We start from the raw sequence: 15173 nt of genomic DNA on the forward strand, positions 1-15173 counted from the left end.
CTCGACGGATAAGGATCTCCCGCTTTACCTGAGCACTTTCCTGATGCATCGTTACTTCATTGTGAGCGCTTCGCAAAATAAGGATGAGGTAACGATGACCGCCCCTGCTCAGACGATTGCTTTACAAACCCTGCTCTCCCGCCGCGACTGGGAAAACCCGCTGGTGACCAGCCTGAACCGGCTGGACGCCCATCCGCCGTTTTACAGCTGGCGCACCGTTGAAGAGGCGCGTGAAGCGCAGGCTTCATCGCAGGCGCAAAGCCTGAACGGCGACTGGCGTTTCTCTTTTTTCAGCGCGCCGGAACAGGTGCCTGAAAGTTGGCTGTTAACCGATCTCCCCGAAGCGACGGCGATGCCGGTGCCGTCGAACTGGCAGATGCAGGGGTTCGATACGCCCATTTATACCAACGTAACCTATCCCATACCGGTCACGCCGCCCTGCGTGCCGAAAGAAAATCCCACCGGTTGTTACTCGCTCACATTTGATGTTTCTGAAGCGTGGCTGGCGCAGGGGCAAACGCGGGTTGTCTTCGACGGCGTAAACTCCGCTTTTTACCTTTTCTGTAACGGACTGTGGGTGGGATATTCCCAGGACAGCCGCTTGCCTGCGGAATTTGACCTGAGCGGCGTATTGCGGGCCGGAGAAAACCGCCTCGCGGTGCTGGTGCTGCGCTGGAGCGACGGAACCTATCTGGAAGATCAGGATATGTGGCGCATGAGCGGAATTTTTCGCGACGTCACGCTTTTACACAAGCCCGCGACCCGCCTTGCGGATTACCAGGCGCTCACCCACCTGAACGAAGATTTCAGCCGCGCGACGCTTGAGGTGCTGGCGCGGGCGGAAGGCGCGGGCGTTGGCGCCTGCCGCGTGGCGCTTTCGCTCTGGCAGAACGGGGAACGCATTGCGCAGGGCGACAGCGCCTTCGGCAGCGACGTTATCGACGAGCGCGGGGCGTATAACGACCGCGTTACGCTGCGTCTGCCAGTAGAAAACCCGCTGCTCTGGAGCGCCGAAACCCCGCACCTTTACCGCCTGGTCGTAGCGCTTTATGACGAGCATAACGCGCTGCTGGAAGCCGAAGCGTGCGACATCGGCTTTCGTCAGGTGGAAATCAGCGACGGCTTGCTGAAGCTCAACGGCAAGCCGCTGCTTATTCGCGGCGTCAACCGCCACGAGCACCATCCCGAGCGCGGGCAGGCGGTGGATGAAGAGACCATGCGCCGCGATATCGAACTGATGAAGCAGCACAACTTCAATGCTGTGCGCTGCTCGCATTATCCTAATCATCCGCTCTGGTACCGGTTATGCGACCAGTACGGCTTGTATGTGGTGGATGAGGCCAACATTGAAACCCACGGCATGGAGCCGATGAGCCGCCTTTCTGACGATCCGCGCTGGCTGCCCGCCATGAGCGAGCGCGTCACGCGCATGGTGCAGCGCGACCGCAACCATCCTTCGATTATCATCTGGTCGCTGGGCAATGAATCGGGGCACGGCGCGAATCACGATGCGCTCTACCGCTGGATAAAAACCAACGATCCCACACGCCCGGTGCAGTATGAGGGCGGCGGGGCGAACACGGCGGCCACCGATATTATCTGCCCCATGTATGCCCGTGTGGATCAGGACCAGCCCTTCCCGGCGGTGCCGAAGTGGTCGCTGAAAAAGTGGATTGGCCTGCCTGGCGAAAGCCGCCCGCTGATCCTGTGCGAATACGCGCACGCGATGGGCAACAGCTTCGGCGGCTTCGCCCGCTACTGGCAGGCGTTTCGCGAATTTCCGCGCCTGCAAGGCGGTTTTGTCTGGGACTGGGTCGATCAGGCGCTGACGAAAACCGATGCCGAAGGCAACGCTTTCTGGGCCTACGGCGGCGATTTCGGCGATACGCCGAACGATCGCCAGTTCTGCATGAACGGTCTGGTCTTTCCCGACCGCACCCCGCACCCGGCGCTCTATGAAGCGCAGCGTGCGCAGCAGTTCTTTCAGTTCCGGCTGGTTTCTCACGCGCCGCTGGTGGTCGAGGTGACCAGCGAGTACCTTTTCCGCCGTACCGATAACGAAACGCTGCGCTGGCGGCTTGAGGTGGAAGGCGAAACGGCAGGGCAGGGGGAATTTCCGCTTGAGCTGGCCCCGCAGGGGAAACAGCAGTTTACGCTGGCCCTGCCGGATACGCTGCCGCCCGGCCAGTGCTGGCTGAATGTGGATGTCGTGCAGCCGCAGGCCACCGCCTGGTCGCAAGCGGAGCATCGCTGCGCGTGGGATCAGTGGCGCCTGCCGGGCTCGCTGGCGTTGCCGCAACAGGCGGCGGCGGGCGAAACGCCGCAGTTAAAAATTACCGAAACCGCGCTTCGCGTACAGCAGGGCGATAACGAATGGTGTTTCAGCCGTACCACCGGTTTTCTGGAGCAGTGGTGGCGCGACGGCCTGCCGACGCTGCTTTCGCCGCTAATGGATAACTTTACCCGCGCGCCGCTGGATAACGACATCGGCGTGAGCGAGGCGACGCGCATCGACCCGAACGCCTGGGTCGAACGCTGGAAAGCGGCGGGCATGTATGAGATGACGCCGCAATGTTTGCGCTGCGAGGCGGTAAGCACCGGGCGCGAGGTGCTGATCCACAGCCTTCATGCTTGGCAGCACGCGGGCCGGACGCTGTTTATCAGCGAGAAAAACTGGCGCATCGACGCCAGCGGGACGTTGCACGCCAGCATTGATGTTCAGGTTGCGACGGACATTCCGCCGCCAGCCCGCATCGGGCTTTGCTGCCAGCTGGCGGAAGTGGCGCCAGAGGCGCAGTGGCTGGGGCTTGGGCCGCATGAGAACTACCCTGACCGACGCCTCGCGGCGCAACAGGGGCGCTGGACGCTGCCGCTTGCGGCGCTGCATACGCCTTATATCTTCCCGAGCGAGAACGGGCTGCGCTGCGAAACGCGCGAGCTGCGCTACGGTTCGCACCAGCTGGAAGGGCTTTTTCACTTTGGCTTAAGCCGTTACAGCGCGCGGCAGCTTAAAGAGACCAGCCATCGCCATCTGTTGCGCGAGGAGGCGGGCGTCTGGCTTAACCTGGATGCATTCCATATGGGCGTGGGCGGCGACGACTCCTGGAGCCCAAGCGTCGCGCCGGCGTTTATTTTCGATAAAGAACGGTTGCGCTACGGCTTTAGCTGGCGACAGGCGTGATGACAGGCGCGCCACTACACTTATCCTCGCACTCTCACTGCGGGCGGTTCGCCGCCCGCTCCTTCGTTGCGGAGGTATGAAATGAACTATGTCGATGGTTTTGTCGTGGCGGTGCCTGCGGAAAATAAAGCGGCCTACCAGGCGCTGGCGGAAAAAGCCGCGCCGCTGTTTAAGGAGTTTGGCGCGCTGCGCGTGGTGGAATGCTGGGCGGAGGATGTGCCGGACGGCAGGCTCACCGATTTTCGCCGCGCCGTGCAGGCCCAGGAAAACGAGGAGGTGGTGTTTAGCTGGATTGAATACCCTTCTAAAGAGGCGCGCGACGCCGCCAATGAAAAAATGATGGCGGACCCGCGCATGAAGGCGCTTGGCGATGAAATGCCTTTTGACGGCAAGCGGATGATTTACGGCGGTTTCATGCCCATTCTGGATAAATGATTTACGAGACTTTGGTAAACCATTTTTTGCAGTCCAGCACCTCGCCGTCGGTGCGAAACTGTCCGGCCCCGGCGTAGTGCAGCGTGCGGGGCCACTTTGGTTGCGGCCGCACCCGCGCTTTCACCACCTCGAAGATAAAAAAGTTGTACTTTTCCACCATAGCGTCGTCATACAGACGGCATTCAAAGCAGGCGTGGCACTCGGCGATGCCCGGCGCCCGCACCACCTGGCTCTGTTCTTCCGTCAGGCCGAAACGCTGAAATTTATCTTCATCCGCGCCGCTGCAATTACCAATGCGCGCCACCGTTTGCGCCATCTCTTCGGTCGGCAGGTTTATCACGCACTCGCCGCTTTCCCGGATGATGTCGTAACTGTGATTGCCGGAGGCGATCATGCAGCCCACCAGCGACGGAGAAAATTCCAGAATGGTATGTCAGCCCAGAGTCATAATGTTGCGCTCCGCTGCCCGCTGCGAGCTAATCAGCACCACCGGGCCTGGCTCCAGCCAGTGCCGTATGTGTTCTGTTGGATAATCCGCTTTCTTTGTCATCGCCTTGTTCTCACTGTCTGTTTTGAACACACAAAGGCGCTGCCGCAGGCCGATATTATGTCAGCAGCGTGGTGTTCTGCTGGGTAAACCAGGCGATGTATTCGCCGGCCGGTAAGGCTTTGCTGTAAAGCCAGCCCTGCCCGAACTGCACGCCGTGCTGGCGCAACCAGTCCGCCTGGCTTTCGGTCTCAACGCCTTCCGCCACCATTTTGAGCTTCAGGCTTTTCGCCATTTCGATGATGTGCGGCGTGACCTGTTTATATTCCAGCGCGTCGACGAAGGATTTGTCGATTTTCAGGATATCGATGGGCAGATCCTGAAGGTAGCTGAGGCTGGAGTAGCCGGTGCCGAAATCGTCGATATAAACCGCATGCCCCGCTGCACGCAGCCGCTCGATAACCGGCGAAGTGACTTTGGGGTCGGCGAAGCTGCGTTCGGTAATTTCTAACGCTATCTGGTGCGGCTCCACCTCCCAGCGCGCCAGCAGCGGGGTCAGCATGTCGAGCAGATGGTCAGAGGCTAAATCTTCCGGCGCGAGATTAATGGAAATATGCATGTCGGGATGCACATGCAGGTAATCCCCCAGATCGCGAAACACGCTTTCCACCACCTGGCGCGTAATGCGGGTGATAAGCCCGGTTTGTTCGGCAAGCGGTATAAAGATATCGGGCGTTAACATTGAACCGTCCGGCTGCGGCCAGCGCACCAGCGCTTCGGCGCCCACAACCCGGCCATTCGACAGGTTAACGATGGGTTGATAGAAAACCCGCAACTCCGACGCGTTGATCGCATCCAGCAGCCGGTAGCGAGGCGACTGAATACGGCGCAGCAGGCGCAGCGTCAGCACCACCGCCAGGGCGCTTATCACCACGCCGAGCGGCAGCCAGAGCAGCAGCTGGTCGCGGCTCGCTTTTTCCAGCGGCAGGCGCGAAGCCCAGACCACCAGCGCGAAGCCGGAGTCTGGCTGGCGGCGGATAAGATAAACGTTGCCCTGGTGCTCGAAGGTACTTAAATTGCTCTGCCGGGCGCGCTGCCAGACGCGCTCGTCAAAGCGCGCGCTGCTTGCGATAACCCGGTTCTGATTAAGGCCGATTAATGCCACGTCGATAGGCCAGCTGCCGAAGGGGATGACATCGATAAATGACATCGGATCCATCACCACCACATGCGATCCAATGCCGAGCGCCACCATATAGTGATAAAAGTTGAGATCGTTGTTTTCGGTAAACCAGACGGCGTAACCTTCGGCGTTAATACGATCGGGGCGCGGCCAGAGCCGATCTTCCTCCCGGTTTTCAAGCGATGAGCAAAGCAGCGTGCGGTTACGAATAAACATCACTTCCTGTACATGACGAAAGCTGAAGGTAAGGCGGCGCATCGTCTTCAGGTGTTCGGGACCACAGGCTTCGCCGCGAAAGCGGTTAATCTCCCAGAGGGCGATTTTTGCCTGCTCTTCCACCTGGATGGTACGGCGCAGAGTACGATCGGTGTAGCTGTTCAGTTCGTTAAGGAAGCGTTTTTCCGCCTGGTGATGGGCAAGCCAGATGCTAAACAGCACCGGCAGCAGTACGGCCAGTGTTAACATCCCGGTTATCAGGCGTACTCGATGTCTGGTCTTCACGTCATCCCCGGCTTTCCTGTTGATGTTTATACAAAACATCCGGCTCACGTTAGCATAGCGATCCGGGGTCACTTTTGCACAGCGACGAAGCATGATTTCGCAACGGGAGAGCGGTTAAGTGAAGAAAAAAGAGTTCGTGACGCAGGACCTGCTCAGCAAAATTTATCAGCGGGATGAAAACGGCCCGCGCAAGCTGCCGCCGGAGCGCCAGCTTGCCGCCGATTATGGCGTTTCGCGCTTTACCATTCGTCAGGCGCTGGAGAAGCTGGCAAGCATCGGCGTGGTGCGGGTAGTGCAAGGGTCGGGCATCTGGATTAACGAACAGGCGCGAGCCAACCCTCTGGTGTATAACTCCATCACTGAAAAACGCTTCGACCAGATCCGTTATCGAATGGTAAGCCTGCATAAAAAACTGCCCGACAGCGAGGCGCGGCAGGCGTTTGGGCTGGCCGAAGGGGAATATATCTGGCAGTTCTGCCGCCTGCGGTTTGTGGACGGCGAGGCGGTGCAGATTGAGATCTCTCGCATGCCGGTCAGCGCCTTTCCCGATCTCACGCAGCAGGTGATTGAGCGCTCGATCCAGCAGTATGTGCTGGCTAAGGGTTACCGCATTTCGCATCTGCTTACCACTTACCAGGCGGTGAGCGTGAGCCGCGAACAGGCGGCCTTATTAGGCTGCAAAAAAAACATGCCGGCCATGCGCATCAGCAATCGCGGCATTCTGGAAGGGGGCCGGATTTATGAAATAAGCGAGATTGTCGATATCAACTACAGCTGTACTTACGTCATTCCTTTTAATCGCGACAATCTCGCCTTTCGCCAGGGCGAATCCTGATATCAGGGCGTGTGAATAGCGCCGTTGGGCAGGCGGCTTTGCGTCCACTCATGCGCCCGGTACACCACCGGCCAGCGGCTTGCCTCCTCTTCATCAAACCCGACGCCGATACCGGGCTGCTGCGGGGCATACAGATAACCGTTTTCCGGCGCGATGGCGCCCGCAAAGATAGAGCCGGTTTGCGCATTATGCGGGATGTACTCCTGGATAGCGGCGTTGTGCAGATAAATATTCAGGTGCGTGTTCACCGCCACGCCGATGGGCGTCATATCGCCAGGACCATGCCAGGCTACGCGTACGCCGAAGGCCTGGCAAAATATGGCGAGCTTCAGGGCAGGCGTAATGCCGCCGATCTGCGAAACGTGGCAGCGGATAAAGTCGATGCGCCGGTTCACTATCAGGTCATGCCACTCCGCCGGGTTATTAAATAGCTCGCCCATCGCCAGCGGTACGCTGCTGTGCTGGCGCACCTGTTCAAGCCAGGCGCTTTGCGAAGGCGGCAGGATATCTTCGATAAACCAGGGCTGGTAAGGCTCCAGCGCTTTGGCGAGCTGCACCGCCTGCTGCGGGAAAAGCCGTTCATGTACGTCATGCAGAATGTGAAAGCGCTGGCCATATTTCTCGCGCAGCATTTTGAACATCTCTACCGTGCTGGCGAGGTATTCATCCTGATCGTAATAGGCGCCGGGGGAGGGGGCGCGAGTGGCGTGCATCGCCTGCGCCACGCCGCCGTAAAAGCCGGTCTGGCAGCGAATATGGCGGTAGCCCTGAGCCAGCAGCGCGTCGATTTCCTCGCAAAGGGCTTGCGGCGTCTCGCCGCTGGCATGCGTATAGGCCGCGATAGCGTCTTTCGATTTTCCGCCGAAGAGTTGATAAAGCGGCATGCCCGCCAGCTGCGCTTTGATATCCCACAGCGCCATATCCACTCCGGCGATGGCGTTGTTCATAATCGGGCCGTTGCGCCAGTAAGCGTTGACCATCATCATTTGCCACAGGTCTTCGATGTCGTTGGCGTCTCGCCCCACCAGCAGCGGCCTGAGGTAGTCATCGACCAGGGTTTTAACCGCCAGCGGACGCTGCTGGAAAGTGGCACAGCCGTGGCCGGTCACGCCTTTGTTTGTGCGCACCCGCACCACCACCAGGTTATGACGATCGGGACGAGTAATAAAACATTCGACATTTTCAATAAGCGTTGGCGACACCGTAAATACTCCCTGCGGCTGGTCAGAATAAATTTTAAAAGGCTTTTATTTACTATTGCCGCAAATTAAAGGGCGCGTAAACCGCTTTTTTCGGGAAAATTTTATTGGTTTGTTATTGCCGTCTTTTTTTCTGTAAATACCGTACCAATTGCTATGGGGGCTGCTTTTTGTTCCCTCTCACAGCTTAAAGTGTGACGGAAATCCAGTTTTATTGGTTTGTTTTGTCGTGTGCCTTTCTCTACTCTTGAGGCTGAATAATGCCAAAAATAATAATGTGATAGCGGGAGAGGTTATGGGGACGCATGAGGCCGTAAATAATATTATTCGTCTCGTAGGCGGGGCGGAAAATATTAATAAAGTCTGGCACTGCATGACGCGCTTAAGGTTTGACTTAATCGACGATAATAAAGTGGAGCAGGCGGAAATTAAAAAAGTGCCGGGCGTGCTGGGGGCGCAACTGCAAAGCGACCAGTTCCAGGTAATTATCGGCCCGAAAGTGAACAGCTGGTATGAGCAAATGCTGGCGGCGCTTGGCGGCGAAACGACGTCCCCGGCAACAAGCGAAAAAGGGCGCAAGAGCCTGGTTTCGCTGTTTATGGACACGGTTTCCGGCGTTTTTGGCCCGATTGTGCCCGCCATTGCCGGGGCGGGAATGATAAAAGGGTTGCTTGCCGGGCTGATAGCGCTGGGCGCAGTGCCGGCAAAAAGCGACACGGTCATTGTTATCGATCTTATCGCGAGCGGCGTGTTCTATTTTCTGCCGTTTTTTCTCGCCGTCTCAGCGGCGAAAATCTTCAAAACTAACGAATACCTGGCGGCGGCGGTGGCGGCCTGCCTGATGTACCCTTCGCTTATTGAAGCGGCGAAAGCGCTCGCCAGCCACGCCCCGGACGCAGTCAACGCTTTCTGGTTCCTGAACGCTATCCCGGTTTCGGTATTTAACTATTCGGCGAGCGTTATTCCGGTGATTTTCTCGGTGCTGGCGCTTAGCTATATCCACCGCTGGGTGGACAGCTTTATGCCGGACGCGCTGAAAACTGTGTTTACTCCCACCCTGACGCTGTTTCTGGCGGCGCTGGTGGCGCTGGTGGTGATAGGCCCGCTTGGCATCTGGCTTGGCAAGGCGCTGGCATGGTTTATTGAGGGGCTGTTCGGCGTTTCGGCGAGCTTTGCCGGGCTGATTGTCGGCGCGATCCGCCCGGTGGCTATTCTTACCGGCATGCACCACGCCATGACGCCCATCGCGCTGCAAAACTTCAGCGATCGCGGCTATGACATGCTGATGCCGATGATGTTTATGGCCAATATGGCGATTGCCGGTTCAACCTTCGCCATCTGGCGCTTAAGCCGGGCGCGCAACGACAAAAGCGTGGCGTTTTCCGCCGCGGTTTCGGCGCTGCTTGGCATTACGGAACCGGCGCTGTTCGGCGTGCTGACGCGCTATAAAAAGGCGTTTATCGCCGCGACGCTTGCCAGCTCGCTCGCTTCAGCCTTTATCGCCTTTTTCGGCGTTCGGCTTTACGGCTATATTCTGTCGAGCATTTTCAGCCTGCCTGCCTATATCGGCCCGTACTTTATCTTCGCCCTGCTGGGCGTCGCGCTGGCGCTGGTCATCTCTTTTGTGCTGACTACGCTGCTGCTCAAGCGTGACGAGGTATAAGCGCCCCCGGCCAGCCCGGGGGGCAGGTTAACGGCGATGGGCGAGGCGGCGCACCAGCCTGTCGCCGCATGACTGCGCCAGTTGCACCAGCGCCACGAGGATAACCACGGTGCCTGCCATGATCTGGTCATTAAAGCGCTGATAGCCGTAGCGGATGGCGAGGTCGCCCAGCCCGCCGCCGCCGATAACGCCCGCCATGGAAGAGAAGCCAATCAGCATCACGACGGTAAGCGTAATGCCTGCCAAAATAGCGGGCAGCGCTTCCGGCAGCAGCGCTTTGACGATAACGTGCCAGACCGTGCCGCCCATCGACAAAATCGCTTCAATGCGTCCTTTATCCACCTCATCCAGCGCGTTTTCCACCACCCGGGCAAAAAAGGGAAACGCGCCGATGGTAATGGGCACTACCGCCGCCGTGCTGCCAAGCGTGGTGCCGATAAGCAGGCGGGTGAAAGGGATGAGCGCCACCAGCAGCACGATAAACGGCAGCGAACGGCCAATATTGATTATCGCGCCCAACAGCGCATTCAGGTGCGGCAGCGGATAAACGCCGTTGCGGCGGGAGATAAACAGCAACACGCCGACCGGCAACCCCACCAGCACGGTAAGCAATGCCGCAAGCCCTACCATATAAAGCGTTTCCAGCGTGCCGTTAAGCAGGATCGGCCAGACCTCTTCCCAGCTCATGCTACGTCCCATAATGTCCTCTCATCCACCCCGTGGCGGCGTAAAAATGCCTGCTGGGTTACGCTGTCGCGCACCAGCGTCTGGCGCAGCCTTGACCAGGGCGTTTGCAACAGTTCGCCCAGACTGCCGCTTTCGACCAGTTCGCCGTTTTCCAGCAGCGCGGCGTGGTCGCAAATCGCTTTCAGCACCTCCAGCTCATGGGTTATCAGCACGATGGTCAGGCCAAGCTGGCGGTTAATACTGGCAAGCAGATCCAGTACCGAGGCGGTTGTCTCCGGGTCCAGCGCGCTAGTGGCTTCGTCGCACAGCAGAAAATCGGGCCGGGCGGCCAGCGCCCGGGCGATGCCAACCCGCTGTTTTTGCCCGCCGGAAAGCTGGGAAGGAAAAGCCCGCGCTTTGTCGCTAAGCCCCACCAGCGAGAGCAGCTCCGCCACCCGCGCCTCTCTCAGCGCGCGGGGAACGCCCGCTATCTCAAGCGCCACCGCCACGTTGTCGGCAACATTACGCGCATGCAGCAAATTAAAATGCTGGAAGATCATGCCGGTGCGCTGGCGATGCTGGCGCAGCTCCCGGGGGCCGAGCCGGGTAATCTCCTGGCCGTTCATCAGGATGCGGCCCGATGTGGGCCGCTCCAGCAGGTTGAGACAGCGGATAAGCGTACTTTTACCGGCGCCGCTGCGGCCCAGAATGCCGTAGATTGCGCCATCCGGCACGGTCAGGGAAACCTCGTTCAGCGCCGGTCGGCCTTCTCCGGCGTACACTTTGCTCAGCCGCTCGATGACGATCATGACTGCGGCGCCACCGGGATCACCGAGCCGTTGTAGTGCTGGCGAATAAACTGCGCCACCTGCGGCGACTGTAGATCTTTCGCCAGTTCTTTGATGCGCGGATCGCTTGCCAGATTCGGGTTGGTGACCAGAATATTGGCGTACGGGTTATGCTCCGCGCTCTCAAGCCCCAGCGCATCTTTAGCAGGGGTCAACCCCGCTTCCAGCGCGTAATTGCCGTTGATCACCGCCAGGCTGACATCATCCAGCGTACGGGGGATCTGCGGCGACTCCACTTCAAGGATCTTAAGTTTTTTCGGGTTTTCAGCGATGTCTTTCGGCGTGGCGAGGACGTTCGCCGGATCGCTAAAGCCTGGCTTGAGCTTGATAAGCCCCTGGCTTTGCAGCAGGAAGAGCGCGCGGCTTAAGTTGGTCACGTTATTGGGTACGGCGACGGTGGCGTTTTCCGGCACAGATGCCAGATCTTTATATTTACGTGAGTAGATGCCGAGCGGCTCAATGTGGACCGTGGCGGCGATGGCGAAGGTTTTGCCGAGCGCCTTTTCCTGGTCTTTCAGATAGGGAGCATGCTGGAAATAGTTAGCGTCTACGTCACCGTTCGCCAGCAGCTCATTGGCATTTACGCCGCTGGTAAGCTCCACCACCTGTAAGTCGAGTTTCGGGTCAATTTTCTTAATGAAGTTAAGGATTTCAGCGTGCGGCACCGGATCCGCCGCAATGCGAAGCGGCCCGGCGGCGAAAGCGGAGAAGGCCAGAGAAAGCGACAGCGCGGTTCCTGCCAGCGTAAAAGCGGCATGTTTCATAAGCAGTTTTCCTTTTTAGTTCGTCAGGCGATGATTTCCGCGCTCTGGCGCAGGACGTCACGGTAATAGCGTTCAGCCACATCGGGGTGCGAGCGTAAACGGCCTTTCAGGTAGTTCCAGCCGACATCGCGCAGCAGCGGGTTAAGCGGGTCGCTTTCCGGACCTTGCGCTTCGCGGGCAAGCGTTTCGGGCAAAGCGTAAACCGGTACAACCGCATCCAGCTGCGCGCCGAGGAAAAAGGCGATGGAGAGACGCTCCTGGCCTGCGGGCGGCGATTCCACGCGGTGTACCGTGGCGCGCAGATAGCCGTTGGTCGCCAGTTCCAGCAGTTCGCCAATGTTCACCACAAAGCTGCCGGGCAGCGGCGCGGCGTCTATCCAGCGGCCCGGCGAAACCTCTACCTGTAAGCCTTTCTGCTCATCCTGCAATAAAAAGCTCAGAAAACCGGAATCCTTATGTGCGCCAACGCCCTGGTTGCTTTGCGAAGCGTGCTGACCGGGGTAGCGAATCAGCTTGAGGTGTTCGTTGGGTTTGTCGCCATAAAGCGGGTCGAAAGCGTTTTGCGGCAGCGCGAGCGCTTCAGCAAAGGCGCGCAGCAGGGTTAACGCCATTTGCGTCATTTCGCTTTGCCAGCTCAGCAGCAGCGGCTTGAGCGAGGGAAGCGTTTCAGGCCAGAGGTTCGGCCCTTGCAGGCGACGCCAGCGCGGGTCGTTGTCTTTAAGGGGCAGGGCAGGGCGCTCGGCGCCGATATCAAACTGCTCGCGCCAGTCTGGCTTGCCGCGGGTTATTTCAGCTGCGGCGCGGTTGTAGCCGCGAAAATGGGGGGAGTGGATCATCGCCACCTGTTGCTTTTGCGCATCCGGCAGGGCGAAGAAACGGCGGGCTTCCTGCTGCACGCGCCGGGAAAGCGCGGCGTCAACGCCGTGGTTGATCACATAGAAAAAGCCGACGTCACGCGCGGCAACGCGCAGCTGTTCAAGAAAGGCCGACTTTTCGGCGCCGCCAGCGTTAAGCTTCGCGAGATCGAGAAGGGGCAGGGTGGTAAGGGAAGCGGTGCTCATGATGTTCTCCGTAAGCTGAAACAGGGTAAGTGCGGTTCACAGTAAACGGTTGAGCGCAACAGCGGTTCGGCAACATTGTGGTTTTCCTTTGGTGGTCTGGCAGTGCTTTCTACCCTGCCAGAAGCCTTTTTCCCTCACCAATACCGTTATTGTCTAAGTTATGAGCGCCCCGGGTTCGAAGCATTTGCATCCGCTGCATAAGCGAAAGTATGTCAGAATGTTTCTGCGTGCGTGAAAGCCTTGTGGCAGATCAGAGAGTTAGTTTCATCGCGAAATCATTAGCTTTGGCGAAAAACGATTTTTTGTTCAAGTTTACGCTTCGCCTGCCGTTGTCCACCAAAGGCGCACCGCCAGACAGCCAGCAGGTAATGGATAATGTTAAAAACAACCCAGTCCCGTTTTATTGTTGCTTTGTGTCTCTTTTTCGCCGTGTTGACGGGTGTGACCATGCTGGTCATCCACTTCTTCGTCACGCCGCAAATCAAACGCAGCGAAACCCAGTTGATTCGCTACGAAGTGGGCAACGTGGCGGTTAGCATTGTGGAACAAATGAACCGCGTGCAGGCGCAAATGCGCACCGTCACCCAAACCGCCGCCGCTATGCAGAGCGAAGAGATTGAGCGCCTGCTGCCATCGCTTGTCGACCAATACCAGGATGTGAATGTCTTCGGCGGCGGTATCTGGCCGCTGCCGGAAAAACGCGAAGCGGGACGCCAGAAGTTCAGCACCTTTTTTGCCCGCAACGCCAGCACCCGTCAGCTGGAAGTTAACACGTACTGGAACTCGGAAGCGGCGCCCAGTTATTACGAGCAAGTCTGGTATAAAGCGGGTCTTGCCGCGCCCGCCGGGCAGTGCGCCTGGGCGAACGCTTATCAGGACGACGCCAGCCCGCAGCCGCGCACAAACTGCGCCATGGCTATCACCAAAGCGGGAGAGCCGTGGGGCGTGGCGACCATCGACGTGACGCTCGGCTTCTTCAATCAGCTGGCGAAGCAAATGGATGAGGCTATCCAGGGACGCGTGCTGATTGTCGAGGCGGACGGCAAAATCGTCGGCAACGCCGATCAGATTGGCAAAACCGCCAGCCTGAAAAACCTCTCCGCCATGGGCGATGACCCGATGGCGCAAGCGGTGAAAGGGATGCTGACCAGCGGCCAGGCGGGGCAGGGCAGAGAGCATGAATATGATAACAACGGCGAGTCGCACACGGTGATGTTGCAGGCTATCAAAGGCAGCCCGTGGATTATCGCAGTCGATCTGCCCACTTCGCTGCTGACTCAGCAAACCAGCACAATAATGACGCGCCTGAGCATGGTGCAGATCCCGATGGCGCTGCTGCTGCTCGGCGTGCTGGTGTTGTTTATCCGCTCACTGATGCGCCGCCTTGCGGATTTAAACCGCAACATCAGCCGGTTGTCGGCGGGCGGAGCGGATTTAACGCAGCGTCTGGAGCCGACCAGTAGCCCGGAATTCAACGCCATTATCGACAGCTTCAACGGCGTTATTACTTATCTGCAAACCATGTTGCGACAGGTAGGCGACAGCGCGCGGGCTATCTCATCAGCTTCGCAGCAAATCTCTACCGGCAACCAGGATCTCTCGGCGCGTACTGAGGATCAGGCGAGTTCTATCGAACAGACCGCGGCATCTATGGAAGAGCTGACCAGCACAGTACGCCAGAACGCCGATAACGCCGCGCATGCCAACAAGCTGGCGCACGAGGCTTCTCAGGTGGCGGAGCGGGGCGGCGAGGTAGTGAAGCAGGTTGTGACGACCATGAGCAGCATTCAGGCGTCGTCCGGCAAAGTGGTGGATATTATCAGCGTTATCGACTCCATCGCCTTCCAGACCAATATTCTGGCGCTTAACGCGGCGGTGGAAGCGGCAAGAGCGGGCGAACAGGGGCGGGGTTTTGCGGTGGTCGCTCAGGAAGTTCGCAATCTTGCGCAACGCTCCGCGCAATCGGCCCGCGAAATTAAGCAGCTTATCGAGACCTCCGTCAGCAATATTGACGTGGGGACCGATCTCGTGACCGAGGCGGGCGCCACCATGGATGAACTGTTGCAGGGGGTGCGCAACGTCACTACGCTGATGGGCGAAATAATGTCTTCCAGCCGGGAGCAGAGCGCGGGCATCGAACAGGTAAACATCGCCATTAACCAGCTCGACAGCACGACGCAACAGAACGCCGCGCTGGTGCAGCAGGTTTCGGCGGCTTCTCACTCTATGACCGAACAGACGCAGCAGCTTGACCTGGTGGTAGCGGGCTTCCGTCTTTGATGCCAGGCGCGCCGTTGTCACGGCGCGCCTTTTTCTTCTCTTCATCTTCGTCCCTTCATTTTTGTCCCTT

The 15173-nt window shown here is 58.6% G+C and carries 11 protein-coding genes and 1 pseudogene; 5 read left to right on the forward strand and 7 right to left on the reverse strand.

What is annotated here, in order from left to right:
• The first annotated feature begins 94 nt into the window (after nucleotides 1-94).
• Nucleotides 95-3181, forward strand: coding sequence for a beta-galactosidase (locus DW56_RS15645; RefSeq protein ID WP_029697290.1), 3087 nt, complete (start codon nucleotides 95-97; stop codon nucleotides 3179-3181).
• 81 nt (nucleotides 3182-3262) lie between these two features.
• Nucleotides 3263-3616, forward strand: a complete 354-nt coding sequence (locus tag DW56_RS15650; protein ID WP_024551971.1) for a DUF1428 domain-containing protein — start codon at nucleotides 3263-3265, stop codon at nucleotides 3614-3616.
• Between the two features lies 1 nt (nucleotide 3617).
• Here the strand turns inward: DW56_RS15650 and DW56_RS15655 are convergent.
• A pseudogene (locus DW56_RS15655) lies at nucleotides 3618-4166 on the reverse strand (flavin reductase family protein).
• 55 nt (nucleotides 4167-4221) lie between these two features.
• Entirely contained in the window at nucleotides 4222-5787 is a 1566-nt protein-coding gene (locus DW56_RS15660) for an EAL domain-containing protein (RefSeq protein ID WP_024551970.1), read from the reverse strand.
• A 118-nt stretch (nucleotides 5788-5905) separates the two neighbouring features.
• On the opposite strand from DW56_RS15660, the gene DW56_RS15665 reads away from it, so the two are divergent.
• A complete protein-coding gene (locus DW56_RS15665; RefSeq protein ID WP_029697291.1) occupies nucleotides 5906-6622 on the forward strand; it encodes a GntR family transcriptional regulator in 717 nt (238 codons plus the stop codon).
• 2 nt (nucleotides 6623-6624) lie between these two features.
• Here DW56_RS15665 and DW56_RS15670 read toward each other — a convergent pair whose 3' ends face one another.
• Entirely contained in the window at nucleotides 6625-7824 is a 1200-nt protein-coding gene (locus DW56_RS15670; RefSeq protein WP_024551969.1) for an enolase C-terminal domain-like protein, read from the reverse strand.
• Between the two features lie 292 nt (nucleotides 7825-8116).
• Between DW56_RS15670 and DW56_RS15675 the strand changes: the two genes are divergently transcribed.
• Nucleotides 8117-9484, forward strand: a complete 1368-nt coding sequence (locus tag DW56_RS15675) for a PTS transporter subunit EIIC (protein ID WP_024551968.1) — start codon at nucleotides 8117-8119, stop codon at nucleotides 9482-9484.
• A 27-nt stretch (nucleotides 9485-9511) separates the two neighbouring features.
• Here the strand turns inward: DW56_RS15675 and DW56_RS15680 are convergent, their stop codons facing one another.
• The 4 genes from DW56_RS15680 to DW56_RS15695 are packed head-to-tail and all read right to left on the reverse strand — an operon-like array spanning nucleotide 9512 to nucleotide 12823.
• The gene (locus tag DW56_RS15680) at nucleotides 9512-10171 is read right to left on the reverse strand and encodes a methionine ABC transporter permease (RefSeq protein WP_161808555.1); all 660 of its coding nucleotides are present in this window, start codon (nucleotides 10169-10171) and stop codon (nucleotides 9512-9514) included.
• Nucleotides 10168-10959 carry a methionine ABC transporter ATP-binding protein gene (locus tag DW56_RS15685; protein ID WP_024551966.1) on the reverse strand — a complete coding sequence of 264 codons (792 nt, stop codon included), beginning with the start codon at nucleotides 10957-10959 and terminating at the stop codon, nucleotides 10168-10170. Before DW56_RS15685 ends, DW56_RS15680 begins: the two co-directional genes overlap by 4 nt.
• Nucleotides 10956-11762 carry a MetQ/NlpA family ABC transporter substrate-binding protein gene (locus DW56_RS15690; RefSeq protein ID WP_024551965.1) on the reverse strand — a complete coding sequence of 269 codons (807 nt, stop codon included), beginning with the start codon at nucleotides 11760-11762 and terminating at the stop codon, nucleotides 10956-10958. Before DW56_RS15690 ends, DW56_RS15685 begins: the two co-directional genes overlap by 4 nt.
• 23 nt (nucleotides 11763-11785) lie before the next feature.
• Nucleotides 11786-12823 (reverse strand): isopenicillin N synthase family dioxygenase, encoded by a 1038-nt coding sequence (locus DW56_RS15695; RefSeq protein ID WP_024551964.1) that lies wholly within the window; start codon nucleotides 12821-12823, stop codon nucleotides 11786-11788.
• Nucleotides 12824-13198: 375 nt separating this feature from the next.
• Here DW56_RS15695 and DW56_RS15700 point away from each other — a divergent pair, with 375 nt between their 5' ends.
• Nucleotides 13199-15103 carry a methyl-accepting chemotaxis protein gene (locus DW56_RS15700; protein ID WP_024551963.1) on the forward strand — a complete coding sequence of 635 codons (1905 nt, stop codon included), beginning with the start codon at nucleotides 13199-13201 and terminating at the stop codon, nucleotides 15101-15103.
• Nucleotides 15104-15173 lie beyond the last annotated feature (70 nt).

It is taken from the genome of Franconibacter helveticus LMG 23732, from assembly GCF_000463115.2.
Lineage (GTDB): Bacteria > Pseudomonadota > Gammaproteobacteria > Enterobacterales > Enterobacteriaceae > Franconibacter > Franconibacter helveticus.

Excerpts from the sequence above, each read along its gene's own strand:
- DW56_RS15645 (WP_029697290.1), top strand. The coding sequence starts at position 95 with ATGACCGCCCCTGCTCAGACGATTGCTTTACAAACCCTGCTCTCCCGC.
- DW56_RS15650 (WP_024551971.1), top strand. The coding sequence starts at position 3,263 with ATGAACTATGTCGATGGTTTTGTCGTGGCGGTGCCTGCGGAAAATAAA.
- DW56_RS15675 (WP_024551968.1), top strand. The coding sequence starts at position 8,117 with ATGGGGACGCATGAGGCCGTAAATAATATTATTCGTCTCGTAGGCGGG.
- DW56_RS15680 (WP_161808555.1), bottom strand. The coding sequence starts at position 10,171 with ATGAGCTGGGAAGAGGTCTGGCCGATCCTGCTTAACGGCACGCTGGAA.
- DW56_RS15685 (WP_024551966.1), bottom strand. The coding sequence starts at position 10,959 with ATGATCGTCATCGAGCGGCTGAGCAAAGTGTACGCCGGAGAAGGCCGA.
- DW56_RS15690 (WP_024551965.1), bottom strand. The coding sequence starts at position 11,762 with ATGAAACATGCCGCTTTTACGCTGGCAGGAACCGCGCTGTCGCTTTCT.
- DW56_RS15695 (WP_024551964.1), bottom strand. The coding sequence starts at position 12,823 with ATGAGCACCGCTTCCCTTACCACCCTGCCCCTTCTCGATCTCGCGAAG.
- DW56_RS15700 (WP_024551963.1), top strand. The coding sequence starts at position 13,199 with ATGTTAAAAACAACCCAGTCCCGTTTTATTGTTGCTTTGTGTCTCTTT.